Source organism: Streptomyces wedmorensis, from assembly GCF_000716445.1.
GTDB classification, from domain to species: Bacteria; Actinomycetota; Actinomycetes; order Streptomycetales; family Streptomycetaceae; genus Streptomyces; species Streptomyces wedmorensis.
This window is the reverse complement of record NZ_JNWK01000070.1, coordinates 1-14,330: the sequence shown is the minus strand read 5'-3', so window position 1 is coordinate 14,330 and position 14,330 is coordinate 1. Positions and strand designations below refer to the sequence as shown.

Annotated in this window: 8 protein-coding genes and 4 pseudogenes; 7 read left to right on the top strand and 5 right to left on the bottom strand. The window is 68.8% G+C overall.

Features of this window, described 5'->3' with window-relative positions; translation table 11 throughout:
• Window positions 1-5: 5 nt before the first annotated feature.
• Together OO54_RS35740 and OO54_RS45400 are read right to left on the bottom strand one after the other, a co-directional pair.
• Window positions 6-1,517: an ISL3 family transposase gene (locus OO54_RS35740; RefSeq protein ID WP_157856571.1), complete on the bottom strand. Its 1,512-nt coding sequence runs from the start codon at window positions 1,515-1,517 to the stop codon at window positions 6-8.
• 78 nt (window positions 1,518-1,595) lie between these two features.
• On the bottom strand, window positions 1,596-2,216 hold the full coding sequence (locus tag OO54_RS45400; RefSeq protein WP_106970168.1) for a hypothetical protein: 621 nt from the start codon (window positions 2,214-2,216) through the stop codon (window positions 1,596-1,598).
• A gap of 829 nt (window positions 2,217-3,045) precedes the next feature.
• Between OO54_RS45400 and OO54_RS35730 the strand changes: the two genes are divergently transcribed.
• Window positions 3,046-3,957 carry a S1 family peptidase gene (locus OO54_RS35730; protein WP_033211061.1) on the top strand — a complete coding sequence of 304 codons (912 nt, stop codon included), beginning with the start codon at window positions 3,046-3,048 and terminating at the stop codon, window positions 3,955-3,957.
• 149 nt (window positions 3,958-4,106) lie between these two features.
• On the opposite strand, the gene OO54_RS35725 is transcribed toward OO54_RS35730, so the two are convergent.
• Window positions 4,107-5,714: a S8 family peptidase gene (locus OO54_RS35725; protein ID WP_033211059.1), complete on the bottom strand. Its 1,608-nt coding sequence runs from the start codon at window positions 5,712-5,714 to the stop codon at window positions 4,107-4,109.
• Between the two features lie 655 nt (window positions 5,715-6,369).
• Between OO54_RS35725 and OO54_RS35720 the strand changes: the two genes are divergently transcribed.
• The 6 genes and pseudogenes from OO54_RS35720 to OO54_RS47850 form a co-directional block, all read left to right on the top strand.
• Entirely contained in the window at window positions 6,370-9,279 is a 2,910-nt protein-coding gene (locus tag OO54_RS35720; protein ID WP_033211057.1) for an ATP-binding protein, read from the top strand.
• A gap of 308 nt (window positions 9,280-9,587) precedes the next feature.
• Complete coding sequence (locus OO54_RS35715) at window positions 9,588-10,193, top strand: GOLPH3/VPS74 family protein (protein WP_033211055.1); 606 nt, start codon at window positions 9,588-9,590, stop codon at window positions 10,191-10,193.
• Window positions 10,194-10,735: 542 nt separating this feature from the next.
• Window positions 10,736-10,876 carry a hypothetical protein gene (locus OO54_RS46115; protein ID WP_157856570.1) on the top strand — a complete coding sequence of 47 codons (141 nt, stop codon included), beginning with the start codon at window positions 10,736-10,738 and terminating at the stop codon, window positions 10,874-10,876.
• A 216-nt stretch (window positions 10,877-11,092) separates the two neighbouring features.
• Window positions 11,093-11,963: pseudogene (locus OO54_RS41975) on the top strand (IS5 family transposase).
• A 21-nt stretch (window positions 11,964-11,984) separates the two neighbouring features.
• A pseudogene (locus tag OO54_RS41970) lies at window positions 11,985-12,727 on the top strand (IS3 family transposase); the annotation flags it as partial.
• A gap of 34 nt (window positions 12,728-12,761) precedes the next feature.
• Window positions 12,762-12,992: pseudogene (locus OO54_RS47850) on the top strand (transposase family protein); the annotation flags it as partial.
• A gap of 183 nt (window positions 12,993-13,175) precedes the next feature.
• Here the strand turns inward: OO54_RS47850 and OO54_RS35700 are convergent.
• On the bottom strand, window positions 13,176-13,604 hold the full coding sequence (locus tag OO54_RS35700; RefSeq protein WP_157856569.1) for a hypothetical protein: 429 nt from the start codon (window positions 13,602-13,604) through the stop codon (window positions 13,176-13,178).
• 640 nt (window positions 13,605-14,244) lie between these two features.
• A pseudogene (locus tag OO54_RS45390) lies at window positions 14,245-14,330 on the bottom strand (IS5/IS1182 family transposase); the annotation flags it as partial.

Below are 14,330 nucleotides of genomic sequence, written 5' to 3'. Positions count from 1 at the left end.
AACGATCAGTTAAGGGTTTTTACTCTGTTGACGTGGCCTTCGACGATGCCTGAGCTCCAGTGGAGGGTGAGGCCGGCAGTGACGGCGGCAAGGTCCTGTCGGAGGAATCCCGCGAAACCGCTGATCGGCTTCGGGGCGTCCTGCTCGGCCTGGCGGATCCACTCGTTCAGTAGGAATCCGCGTCGGTGGCGGAGGAGCTCAGCGAAGGCGTGGGCGAGGTCGCAGGCTCGGGCGATGTCGGGGCAGGCGATCCGAACGTCGAGGAGGCGGCGTTCGAGTTCGGGTGGAAGGCTGTCTCTTGGTCGCATGATCCAGCTGGTGATCTTGCGGGGGCTGGGGATGTCGGCGCGGATGGGTTCGGTGTGGCCGGCGCGGAGGGCGGTGAGGTGTTTGCGGACGACCTGGCGGCTGCCGCGGTAGCCGCGTTCGCAGATTTCCAGGAAGAGGTGGCTGCCGCTGACCTGGCCGAGGCTTTCGGTGAATCGGGTGTTCAGGTACGGCTTGAACGGGTCCAGGACTCCGGCCGGCTGGCGTTCGTTTGCCGAGGCCAGGAGCTGGTCGAGGTCGGTGTCTCGGAAGCGCCGCACGGTCTTGCGGTCGAGGTGGAGGCGGCGGGCGATGGCGCTGATGGTCCAGCCTGCGGCGACGAGCTTCTGGACGTCAGCGTGGCGGTGCCGGGTCCGGTCGATGATCGGCGTTCGCGGTAGTTCGTGGAGAGGTAGCTGCATCAGCGGCGGTGCCTCCGGGATGCGGCTTGTCACCTCGTCGACGCGTTTACGCAGGCAGGCGCGGTGCTGGTGGCAGGTTTTCTCCACTGCGGAGGCTAGGTTTTGGAGCAGGTGCCAGCGGTCGGTGACTTCCACGGCGTCGGGCGCCGCTTCCTTGATTGCGCGGGTGTAGGCCGAGGCCCGGTCGCGGCAGATGATCTCGGCGTCTGGATGCTCGCGCAGCCAGGCGGCGAAGGTCTCGGAGGTACGGTCGGGCAGGACATCCACGACCTGGCCGGCTTCCACGTCGACGAGGATGGTTCCGTAGGCGCGGCCCCTGCGGAAGGCGAACTCGTCGACACCGAGAACCCTCGGAGCTCGCTGCGGCACCGGCGGAGGAACCAGCAGCTCCAGCAGTCGCGTTCGTCCGGCGGTGAGGTGCATGCGGCGGCACAGCCGTTCGCCGGGCCGCCCACCGAGCTCGACCGCGACCTGGTAGAGCCAGGCCTTCAGACCCAGACTGGCGCGGCGATACCGTTCGCTCAGCCCGCTGACCTGTTCGACGAACGTCCGGCGTCGGCACGCGGCCCGGTCACAGAAGAACGGCCGGACCCGCAGCCTGACCAGCAGCTTCTTCCCAGACAAGGGCCGCTCGGCAAGAGATCGCTCATAACAGGAATGCACCCGCCGAGCCCGGGCACGGCACCCCGGGCACTTGTGCGGCGGACCGCACGCCGCCGCTACCACCTCCAGCACCTCAGCCGTGAACTCCACGGCCTCCAACCGCACATCCACGTCCTGGAACAGCACATCATCCAGAGAACAGACCCCCACCACTGAGGCATGCCCTGCTGGCACGTTCCCTCATGCGACTCTTGACCTGCGATTTCACGGAACTCGGCCAGAACCAAGAATCGAGATCGGCATCAGCCTGGCGCGCTCGGCGGGCAGCCCGGCGCTGGCCTTCGTGTCGAAACTCTTGCGCTGCGGCGTTGCGGGCGTGGCAACCTTGACGAACGGCGTCCTGGCCGGCCGCTTGGGCGCACCGCCCAGCCGCTGGTGCGCGGTGTCGCCGTCCGGCCGGAGTTCGCCCGGCGCCTTGAGCACTCCGCTGCGTCCCCCTCCCGCCGTGGCGTCGGTGGCATCGCCGGAGGCGCTGTGGCCCCGACCGCGCGCTGTTCCCCAGCCCTGCTCGGGCAGTTCGCCGGCTCCACGGCCGGTCTTTGAGGTGGCCCAGTGGTCCACTGCGAGTGCAGCCTGTTCTGTGCCTGCCAGAACGGCCATGACAAATGCCGCCAGGAGCACCAGTGGTCGCGCCGTGCGCACGGACTTCCCCACATGGATGATCAGTGGGAACGTCCTACCGGCACACACAGCAGAATCACAAAGTTTGTGGTCGGCGAGCGGGTGCTCGACGGTGATGCGTTTCGATAGGTGGTCGTGCCGAGCCTCTTCTCCGGTGGCGTGCACGTGCGGCAAGGCGATCTTGTTCGGTCCTCGCGCGGCCACCCCTCAACCTCTGTCGCGCACCAGCTCGTAAGGGCTCTTCGAGGGGTGCTTTGCGCCGCTCTGCTCGCGGAGAGTGGGGCGTGGGGCGTTGATGTACGGAGTCGTTTGTTCCTGTTCGGCTTATCCGGAGGTGCGGACCACTGGCCCCTGTCGTGACGATCGCCTCGGAGCGCCCTTTCGGCCATGCCCGTTCCAGGCCCGTGGGCATCGCGCTGCACGTGAGGTGAGCATCCTTCTCCGAGGCGGGAGTTCGGCTACGCCCCACCCTGATGCGCCGGAATCCGGCCACCCCGCAGAATGGGCGATAACTCGCCATTGCCATGCGCGCGTGTGGTTCCAACCGCGCTGCTGCCAACGTGGGACGCCATGGACAGGGAACCTTCACTCAAGTTCAAGAAGATCACGCAGGACGTCGGCAGCCTGTCCATCGGGCCCCCGCGATTGCATCAGCACTCTTTCGGAACCCGATCTCGATGCGCGGTGAAACGGGCTCCACCTGCCGGCAAGGCCACCCTTCGTACCTGTTCGAGTCGGGCCGGGACGGAATGGGACTGGGAGGTGGGCTTCCGGTTAGCAATCGGCTTCTGCAACTTACTGACGGACTTTCAGATTCCTGGCAAAGGGTGGGTTCCGATTTGTTTGATCTTGTCGGATGTTCCCTGGGGTGTGGACGCGCGTAGAGCGGCTGGAAGGGCGCCTTGCGGCACCGCGGCGGGGGGTTGAGGATTCCCTTCAAGTAATTGACAGGTTCATGGCGGCTACTGTCGCCGATCCGTGCTCCACCGGGCCGCTCACCCAGGCGGCCCCACCACCCCCACCGGAGGATGCAGTGAACCGTTCCACCCGTCGCGTCAGGATCACCCGAGGCAGCCGACTGATCGCCGTGCTCGGCGCCGTCGTGGCCGCCTCGGCCCTGACCGTCCCCACCTCGTCGGCGCAGGAGGCCGACACCGCGCGGGCCACCGCCGCCACACTGGCCACCACCAGCAACGCCGTCCTTCAGGCCGACGTGGCCGGCTCCGCCTGGTACACGGACCAGGCCACCGGAAAGGTCGTCGTCACCGTCGACTCCACCGTCTCCCAGGCTGACCTCGCGACCCTGCGCAAGGCGGCAGGCGACAACGCCAAGAACCTGAAGATCGAGCGGACCGCCGGGAAGATCAACAAGCTCATCGCCGGCGGCCAGGCCATCTATGCCGGAGGCGGCCGCTGCTCGCTCGGGTTCAACGTCCGCAGCGGTAGCACCTACTACGCCCTGACGGCGGGACACTGCACCAACATCGGCAGCACCTGGTACACCAACTCCGCCAACACCACTGTCCTCGGCACGCGCGCCGGAACCAGCTTCCCCACCAACGACTACGGCATCATCCGTCACTCCAACGCCTCCGCAGCCGACGGACGCGTCTATCTCTACAACGGCAGCTACCGTGACATCACCGGCGCCGGAAACGCTTACGTGGGACAGTCCGTCCAGCGCAGCGGCAGCACCACCGGCCTGCGCAGCGGTACCGTCACAGGCCTCAACGCCACCGTCAACTACGGCAACGGCGACATCGTCTACGGCCTCATCCAGACCAACGTCTGCGCCGAGCCCGGCGACAGCGGCGGCGCCATGTTCTCCGGGACCACCGCCCTCGGCCTCACCTCCGGCGGCAGCGGCAACTGCTCCAGCGGAGGGACCACCTTCTTCCAGCCCGTCACCGAAGCCCTCAGTGCCTACGGCGTCAGCGTCTTCTGATCTCCGAACCACCGCTCTCCCAAGGGGCTCCTCCGTCGACGGAGGAGCCTCGGTCGTGAACGGCGGGACGGCCTCGTTCCCGGCGGACTCCGCCGGGAACGAGGCCGCCCCTTGGGCATGGGACCCGCGTCACGCAGGAAGCGGCGGGGTCAGAACTGGAGCGACCAGGCGTTGATGTAGCCGGTGTCGTTGGTCCAGTTGTCGGTGGCGCGGAGCTTCCAGGAGCCGTCGGCGGACTCGGCGGAGGCGTTGACGGTGAAGGTGCCCTGGATGTTGTCGGCGCTGTCGTTGGAGTTGTATTCCTTGAGGAGGAAGGCGGTGCCGTCGGGGGCGACCAGTACCAGCTTCACGTCGCCGCGGTAGGTGTGGCGGATGTCGACGGTGACGGCGAGGTTCGAGGGGGCGTTGCCGGTGACTCCGGTGACCGCGAGGGGTGAGTCTACGGTGGCGTTGTCGCGGATCTGGTAGTCGTCGGTGTTCTCGAACTTCTTGCCGGTCGGCGGCGGGGTGGTGCCGCCGGTGCCGGTGTAGAGGAGCTTGTCGGGGGAGCCGGTGCGGGCGTCGGTGACCTTATCGGGTGTGGCGTCGGCGACCAGCTTGTCGCGGACCTGGGCCGGGGTCCAGGTCGGGTTGGCGGCGAGCAGCAGGGCGGCCGCGCCGGCGACGTGGGGGGAGGCCATGGAGGTGCCGCTCATCGTCTGGGAGGCGGTGTCACTGGAGTTGGAGGTGGAGACGATGCTGTCGCCGGGGGCGAAGACGTCCAGGCAGGAACCGTAGTTGGAGCCCTGGCCGTTGGACCAGCCAGTGGCCCGGGCATCGCGGCTGTTGGTGGCGCCGACCGTGATGGCCGACGGGGTGGAGGACGGGGAGTAGGAGCACGAGTCGGCGTTGTTGTTGCCTGCCGCGACGACCCAGGTGACGCCGGAGGCTATGGAGGCCGCGACCGCGTCGTTCACCGACTGGGTCTTTCCGCCGCCGATGCTCATGTTGGCCACGGCCGGCTTGACCGCGTTCTTGGTGACCCAGTCGATGCCCGCGAGGACCGGGGCCCAGGTGTCGCCCGAGGTGCCCTGACAGTTCAGCACGCGGACGCCGATCAGCTTGACGCCCTTGGCGACACCGTAGGAGCCGCCTCCCACGGTACCCGCCACGTGGGTGCCGTGTCCCTGACAGTCGGAGGCGTTGGAGTCGTTGTCGATGAAGTCGTAGCCGCTGACGGCGCGATTGCCGAAGTCGCGGTGGCTCATGCGGATGCCGGTGTCCACGATGTACGCGTTCACGTTGGAGGCGGTGGTCCCGTAGGTGTAGCTCTTGTCCACGGGAAGGCTGCGCTGGTCGACGCGGTCCAGGCCCCAGGAGGGCGGCGAGGGCTGGGTGTCGACAGCGTGCGCCACGGCGTCGGCCTCCACGCGAGCCACGGTGGGATCGGCGGCCAGTTCCTGGGCCTCGCTCTCCGACATCCGGACGGCGAAGCCGCGCAGGGCGGTGGTGTAGGTGTAGCGCAGACTGCCCGAGTGCCGCTTGGCCAGAGCACGGGCGGAGGCGGACACGTCGGCCGAGGAGACCGAATTCTTGAAGGTGACGATGTAGGAGCCTTCGACCGCGCCGGGACGGTCCGCGCCGACGATGCGGCTTTCCCCGCCGCCCGGCGGTGCGGGCGCGGCAGAGGCCGCGGCGGTCGCGCAGGCCACGGCGAGCAAGGCGGCACTGGTACTGACGGCGAGCAGGCGCCGCAGGGCGCGAGCTTCGAACTCCATGACTGCTTCCTTCGCGGGAGGTGTCCGGACACGGCTCGATGTCCGGAGGGCGGCATCCGCCCCGCCGGTTGCTCCGGGCGCGCTCCGTCAGGGATGGGAAGAGCGCGCCCGGAGGATGGCCGCCGGTCGGCCGGGACGTCGATCCAGGTCAGGACCCTGACGATCCGTCGGCCGAGGACGGTCGTACGGGCGCCTCTGATGGCGGCGCCCGAGACGACGGGGCGAGGTGACGTGGCGTACGGAGCGGGCTCCGCGACGCACGGATCCGGTCACGCCGTACGACTGCGTGGGGTGCTGCCACCCCCTACCTCCAGCGGTTGGGGACCGTGGTGGATGGGGACGGCGCGACCGGACCGCCCAGAGCTTCGGCCACCCGGGAAGAGGCCAGCAATGCGTAGCACTACCCAAAGAGTGGGGACGGGCCATCGCTCCCCGTCGTCCGGCGGCGACCGTGTCGGGCCGATGGAATTCCCTGGGTAGTCGCCCCCTATTGCGACGGCGGCCCCGCTGCGGGTAGACCACCTGCGAGTAGACCCACCTGCCCGGAAGGCGCCGCAGCCCTCCCCGGACAGGAATGCGCGGGGAGTCCGGTCCACAAGGCACTCCGCGGCGTTCGACGGAGCTACCGGGTGAGTGGCCGGCGAAAGGCGGAGCCGTGGAGAGACGTCCCTTCGATGCACCACACGGCGAATTGGGGGCCGAGGAGGCCGGGTTCGTCGGACGGCACGACGAGGCACGACGGCTTCGGGAGGCCCTGCGCGCGGGGCGGAGCATCGTGGTCGTTCGGGGGGAGGCCGGGGCGGGGACGTCGCGGCTCGTCGACGAGGTGCTCGGCGGCGCGGAGTTCGCTGAATGGACACAGCTGCGCGGAACCTGCCCGGACAGTGCGGAGCCAGTACCTCTGGAAGCTGTCACCTCAGCCTTGGCCCAACTGCCCTACCGCCCCGGTCCGCCCGACCGGATGCCGCCGCTCACCGGAGTCGTGGGCCTCGTCGTGCCCGAGCTGGCCGACCGGCTGCCGAGCCCGCCCGCGTCGGCCGCGGACCCGGAGGTACGACGCGTACTGATGCCCCGCGCGGTGGGGATGCTGCTCGCCTCGCTCGGTGACACCGTGCTGGTCCTGGAGGAGATCCACCTCGCCGACCCCGCTACTCTCCGGCTGCTCGACCACCTGACGGGCACGATGCCTGCCGGGCTACGGCTGGTCGTCACCGAGGACGCCGCACCCGGGTTGCCGGTCCTCGGCGTCCGCGCCCCCAGAGGAGGGCGGTGCGAGGAGATCCGCGTACGACCCTGGACACCGCAGGAGACGGAGCACTTCGTCCGCCTGTGGGCAGGAGGACGCTCGCAGGTGCGACCGGATGAGCTGCCGGAGCTTGCGGCACTGGTGTACGAGCTGTCCGGCGGACTGCCCGCAGCCGCCGGAGCACTGCTCGACGACGCCGGGGAACTGCTGACGGTCGGCGGAACGGACGGACCACGGAACGGGCCGGTACTCACCACCGTACGAGCCGTACGAGAGGCGGGGGTGCCCGGTCGTGTGGAGCGGGAGTTCGCCCGGCGGTGCGGGCCGCTCTTCCAGGACGCGTGGCGGATCCTCGCCGCGGCGGCAGTCCTTGACCGGCCGGCTTCCCTCGCCGCCCTCGCCGAGATGGCGCAGTGCCCGCCCGAGCCGGCCGAAGCTGCCGTCGACGCGTGCCTGCGGCGATCCGTGCTGCGGGCCGAGGGAACGTTGCTCTCCTTCCGTCATCCGCTGGACCGCCGGGCCGCGCTGGCCCGGCTGCCGGGGCCCCGAGTGGCACGGCTCAGCCTGCGCGCGGCCCGGACCTTGCACCGCACCGGGGACGGACCAGTGCCGCTGGTCGACCTCGCCCGGCTGTACACGGCCGCCGGACACGTCCGCGAAGCCCTACGGTGCCTGGTGGTCGCCGCCGATCGCGCGGCAGCCACCGGCGACTACGCCACGGCCACCTGCCTGTACACCCAGGCGGTCGTCCAGGATCCGCGCGCCGCAGGACGGGTGCGTACCGCCGCGAAACTGGCCCGCACCGCCCAACTGGCGCGTGCCGGCGAGCAGGTGGTCGCCGCTGTGCGCACGGTCCTCGACCAGGACGACCCGCCGCCGCGCCTGCGCGGCGAGATCCGATTGCACCTGAGCGTGGTCCTGCGCAACCAGACCGGAGGGGCGCTGGACAGCCTCGAAGAGGTCGCTCGCGCCATTCCCGACCTGGAGACGTCCGATCCGCAGACCGCCGCACGCGCCATGGCGGTCGCCGCCATCCCCTCCATCCAGGGCTGGCCCGTCGACCGGCACCGGCACTGGCTGGACCGCGGCGAGGCGCTCGCGGAGCAGGTCACCGACCCGGTCGCCCGGGCGGCCATCGCCGCCAACCGGGCCACCGCCCTGATGCTCGTGGGCGACCCACGCGCATGGCACGCCGCACAGGCCCTGCACGGACCGGCCGAAACCGCGATGGAGGCCGCGCACCACGCCCGGGGCTGGACCAATCTGGCGCACGCAACCAGCGCACTCGGATACGGCACACGGGCACGGGACTTCCTCGACCGGGCCGTCACCGGCCTCGCCGACACCAGCAGCCCTTATCTGGAAGGACTCATCCAGACCGCCCGCCTGGTCCTCGCCTGGCACGGCGGCCGCTGGGACGACCTGCACGCGGCCGCCGACCACACCACCCGGCTCTACCAGGAGATACCGGACCTGACAGCCGAGGCGATGCTGGTACGCGGACTGACCTCGCTCCACGTGCTCGGCGACGTTCCCCGGGCCCGCCACGACCTCGCGGAGGCCGCCCGTACCACCTGCTATGACACGGGCTTCATCCTCACCTCGTCGGCCGCAGCCACCGCCCGCGTTCACCTGGAGGCCGGACGCCCCGGGCAGGCGTGCGAGGCCGTTGAGGACGTGCTGCGCCGCATCGAACGCACCCAGGGCTGGGTGTGGGCGGGCGAGGTGCTGCCCGTGGCGGTGGAGGCCCTCCACGGCAGCGGCCGTACGGAGCGCGCCCGGCGGCTGGTCGCCGACTTCGCGGCCGGGTCCGTGAACAGCGACGCGCCCGCCGCCCACGCGGCCCTGACCGTGTGCAGGGCACTGCTCGCGGAAGCCGTGGACCGGCCGGATGAGGCCATCGGCCTGCTGACGGACGCCGAGGCCCAGTGGCGGCTGCTCGACCGCCCCCTCGACGCCGCCCGCGCGGCGGAGACCCGGGGACGCTGCCTGCTCGACCTGCACGGAGAGGCCGCAGCCCGAGGCATCCAGGACGTGGTCGAGGTCTACCGGCACCTGGGCGCCCGCTGGGACGTCGCCCGCTGCCAGCGACTGCTACGCCGCCACGCCATCGTCACCACCCACCGCCGAGGCCGCCTCGGATACGGTGATCGGTTGTCCCCGCGCGAGGAGGACGTGGCCCGTCTCGTCGTCCAAGGCCGCGCCAATCGGGACATAGCCGAGAGCCTGGTGCTGTCCACCCGCACCGTGGAGCACCACGTTGCACGCATCATGCGGAAGCAGAACGCCGCGTCGAGGGGCGACATCGCCGTGCCGTGAGGGAGATGAGGAGGACCGGAGCACGTCACCGCGTCACCGGGCACCTCGCCACCGCACGACGGCGGTGGGAGGGTGCCGCTTGCGGATGGACGGGTGGCCCTGAGACCTCCTGAGACGTCGTGCGCTGTCCTGACGGCGGAGGGTGCACCCGGTCCGCGTGATCGGCCGTTGATCGCGATTCGGCCGAGACCGGGCCGCAAGCGGCGGGCCGGGACGATACTTGCAGGGGCAGGGTGCCACCGCCTCCCCGGCGTCACAGCCGGGAAGGGGCGGGGCGCCTTCATCTATGCATCCGAGGGGAGCCGTTCATGACCACGGCGAAAGACCTGTTCATCATCGCGATGAGCTCCGGGCAAGAGCCAGCCGTCGGGCAGGGAGACCTGTCGCTCGCGCTCGCGGGCGCCGAGCTGATCGATCTCCTCGGTGCCGGGGGTGTCACCTTGGAGGGCGACCGTGTCGTGCCGGGTGAGCCGTCGGCCCCTGACGACCGGCTCCTCGGTGAGGCAGGGGCGCGGATCGTCCGGCAGACCCCGTACGAGCGCGTCGACGACTGGCTGTGGCGTCGGGGCAGGGACCTCGCTGCCACCTACCAGACCGCGCTGGAGGCCGACGGTGAACTGACGCAGAAGGCCGGCGGCCGCCTGTCGTTCGGCGCGCGACGCATGGAACCGGTCGACACTCCGTCCCGTCACGCCGCCATCGACCGCTGGGAGCGGCGGGAACCTGTCCTGACCGCCCTCGCTTCGGTCCTCGGCGTCAGTGCTGAACCCTCCGTCGTAGAGCCGGGCCTCGACGACGAGGCGGTCACCTCTGTGGTTGCCGCTGTGCACGACGCGGTCATGGAGCTGGAGGCCGTCCGTCAGAGGCGGACCATCGAGAACGCGGCCTTTGCCAACCTCTGGCGCGGGCCGTGATGTGAAGGGGGGCCGGAGCCGAGGCCATCGATGACGGAGAGCGGCCCACCGGCTGCCCCCACGGGAATCCGGGGTACCTGCCCATCCGAGGTTCCTACCGGACAGGCCCCCGCCGTACAAGCGAACCATTCCGTCCCGGGGCGCCACATCGCGCTCTCCGGCTCGCTCGGCTCACCCCTCCTGCCGGTCCTTCGATGTCAGGGCACAGGCCGTGACGGCAAGCGGTGAAGGAGCCATGCCGTGAGGATGGACTTCGGCCCTCCAAGCCTGCGTGAAGAGCGCGTGGCCTCGTGCGCAATCGCCGACCTTCGTCTGACCGAGCAGCAGCCTGCCGGGTGCCAAGATGCTCGCGCAGATTGCTCAGCGCAAGAACGCTCATGGTGATCACCGTCTGTGACGGGGTGTTCGGTCGTCTCGGTCGGGGGCCGAGACGACCAGGAGTTGCAGGAGATTTGCGATCTTCCGCAGCTCCTTGGATGACGGAGAAGGATCCCGGTCTGTGACCCTGTAGGGGTTGCGCGGTTGTTGCTTCCCTGGACCCCGTGCATCTGGCCGTCGATCACGACGCCCGTCATGGCATGCCGAGCGATCTGGGCGAATACGTCGTTCACGCAGCCGCGGGCTTCGATGTCGATCTCGCCGCTCACTTCGCAAACCACAACTCAGAGGTCGTTTTCGCCTGACCTGCCCCTGTATCCGGCTATTTTCTGGCCGCCGGGTTGTGGTGCTCGCGCTGCTGGAGATGCGGGTTGGTTCTTGCTGGTCAGGTGGGGTGGCAGGTGAGGTGGGAAATGACTTGTGCCTGTCTCATCCCAAGACGCCTGGCCTTCAGAACGCGTGCTTCCGTTGTCGTTACTGTGCGCCTGGGCGCATGCGGTTCGTAGCGGTAGGCCGGAAGCATGCCGAAGCGACGTCCGTATCCGAGTGATCTGTCCGATGCCCGCTGGGAGTTGATCGAGCCGGTCCTGTCCGCGTGGCGTTTCGAGCGCCGTGGCCGGGCCCTGGGCTTCGGCCGGCCGGCCGAGCACGACTTGCGCGACATCATGGACGCGATCTTGTACGTGGACCGCACCGGGGTCCAGTGGCGCTACCTTCCGCACGACTTCCCATACGGGAACACGGTCTACGGCTCCTTCGCCAAATGGGCCGACGAGGGCGTGTTCGCCCAGCTCAACGGCCTGCTCCGGCAGCTGCTGCGCGAGAAGGAAGGCCGGGACGCCGAGCCGACGGCCTGTGTGATCGACGCACAGAGCGTCAAGACCTCCACCAGCGTCCCCGCTGCCGGCCAGGGCGTCGACGCGGGAAAGGAGATCGTCGGCAGGAAGCGGAGCATCGTCACCCACACCCTCGGCCTTCTCCTCGCGGTGCTCGTCACCGCGGCCAGCGTGCAGGACTCCGTCGCCGGCGCCCACCTCCTCGACCAGGTCGCCGCCGGCCACCCCGGCATCCGCAAGGTGTGGGTCGACGGCGGCTACCGCCAGCACCTCGTCGAACACGCCGCCACTCTCGGCATCGACATGGAGATCACCGGCCGCAAGCCCGGGGACCAGGGGATTCACCCCGATACCGAAACGGTGGGCAGTCGAGCGGACCTACGGATGGCTCATGCTCCACCGCCGGCTGGCCCGCGACTGCGAAACCCTCCCGACCCGCTCCGAAGCCATGATCCACCTCGCCATGACCGGCCTCATGGCCCGCCGCCTCACCGGCGAGAACACGATCTCCTGGCGCGACCCAAGAATGACCGCGAAACAGCTGATATCGGGATGAAACATCGGACGAGAACGACCTCTGAGCGAGATCCGCGCCATCCATGCCGAGCACTATGACGCCTACGGTGTCCCGCGCGTCCATGCCGAGCTCCGTGCCCGTGGACACCGGATCAACCGCAAGCGCGTGACCCGGTTAATGCGGGTCAACCACATCATCGGCCAGCATCTGCGGAAGAGGAAGCGGACGACGATCACCGACAGGACCGCGCCGCCCGTGCCGGACCTGGTGATGTGCGACTTCACCGCCGACAAGCTGAACACCAGGTGGTGCGGCGACATCACCTACATGGCCGTCGGCGCGACGTGGCTCTACCTCGCCACGGTGATCGACATCTGTTCGCGGCGGGTGGTGGGCTGGTTGATCACCGACCACATGTGCACCTCGCTGGTCACCGACGCGATCGAGATGGTCGTGGCAGTCTGCGGCAGCCGGGTCCACGGCGTCGTTTTCCACACCGACAGGGGCGCCCAGTACAGCGCGGCTGCCTTCGCCGACGTCTGCCGCCGGCACGGTATCCGGCGCAGCATGGGCCGGGTCGGCTCGAGCTATGACAACGTCCTCGTCGAGTCGTTCTCCAAAGCCTCAAAAGCGAGTTGCTCCACGGACGCAGATGGACCTCAAAGGCACAGACCCGGCTCGATCTGTTCCGCTGGCTGTCGTACTACAAACGGCGCCATCGCCACTCCGTGCTCGGCTACCTCACACCACCCGAGTTCGAACAGCAACTGATCACGACACGTACGCTGTCACTCATCGCATGAAAACCGGTGTCCACTTCCAGGGATCAACCTCAGTAAGGCCCTCACCCCACCACGCAAACTACGACCAGGAGCAATAGCGCCCTTCGTCGAACACTGAGAACGCCAGCGACACGAACACTCCTCACAACGGATCACCGTCGAACACGCCCTCGCCGACCACAAACGCTGGAAGTAAGTGACCCGCTGAACCCACCGGCGGGATGTCCTTCCCGACACCTACCGAGCTATCGCCGCCCTGGTCTCCGACCGCAACACCGCTCCCTGACCAACGCCGCGAGCAGGGCAAACACGACTCACCCGCTATCACGCACCAACTCGTATGTGGAGGCTCTATTTTCTCGAGTGTGGTGGATTCTCCACGGACAGACCATGCGACGACTGCTGGCAGATAGGGCGAACGACATGCTGGGCGTGTGACGCACGCCCAGCATCCTCACAGCAGGCGTACTCAGGCGAGCGGGTTGGCGCTGGAGTTCGGCCCCACGATGCAATCGTTGAAGGTGCCGTCATTGCACACGTACAGGGCGATGTACTTGATGTTGTAGCCGTCGGACAGGGTGAGGTCGTTGTGGTTCGTGCCCGACCCACTACAGCCGTTGTAGTCGTACCGGTGGGTGCTGGTGTACCAGACACCGCCGTTGGACCGGGTAACCCGGAGCTGGGCGTAGACCGGGTTGCTGTTGCAGTTGTCGTCCTCAACATGCAGGTCGATGTTGGTCAGGCTGCCGGGCCCCGACCACGTCCACGTCGCGCTGGCGTGACCCGCCCACATGTAGTTGCTCGCGCTGCCGCTCGCCGCCCACGCGCTGCTCGGCAGGGCGAGTGTCAATGCGACGGCGGCAGGTACGGCGAGCAAGGCTCTGCGAAGTCTGAGCACGTCTCTCCTTCGATTGGCCGGGCTCCGTGACCGCGTGCCAGGAGCCGCGAGGGACGTCAGACTGTCAGATCCGTGGTTGATGTGCACATGGCTGGAATTGTTGTATCGCCCCTTCTTCGAGGACGCGACTGCCGGGTTGTTCCTGGCGGCGACGGACGGTGATCGCCGGGCCCGCCCCCTGGAGGCGGTTGACGGGGACCCACGGGTGCGACCCACAGTTATCGGCCCTGGGGCATCCGCCACAGGCCGAGCCATCATCTTGCGAAACCGAAGGGGAGAGGAACCCTCGGCCGTGGATGGTGTCGGACGAACTGTGGTGGCTGGCGGGCCGGCCTCGGGTGACTGGCCAGCCGACGCAGTGCGGGATCCGGTTCGTGCTGCACGCGGCGTCCACTGGCAGCACCTGCCCCAGGAGCTCGGCTCCGGCATGACCTGCTGGCGACGGCTTGCCGCATCGAACGAGGCCGGCATTGGGGACCAGCTCCACCTGGTCGTGCACCAGATACTGCGCTCGGCCAGGCAGCTCGACTGGTCGCGGGCGGTGGTCGACTCCAGCCGTGTCCGGGCTGCTCGACGTGCCGCCTCACTATGGATCTTCAGCGTCGCCTCTCGATGGTGAGGACGGCCTCAGTGAGCTTCTTCAGCGTTGCAGCTCCAGTGTGAGGACGGCCTTGGCGATTGACGTCATGCGGTTGGGACTGCATCGGGACCTGCGGAAGATCCGCC

Bases quoted from the DNA above. Each gene is read 5' to 3' on its own strand.
- OO54_RS35725 (WP_033211059.1), bottom strand. From the start codon at position 5,714: ATGGAGTTCGAAGCTCGCGCCCTGCGGCGCCTGCTCGCCGTCAGTACC.
- OO54_RS35715 (WP_033211055.1), top strand. From the start codon at position 9,588: ATGACCACGGCGAAAGACCTGTTCATCATCGCGATGAGCTCCGGGCAA.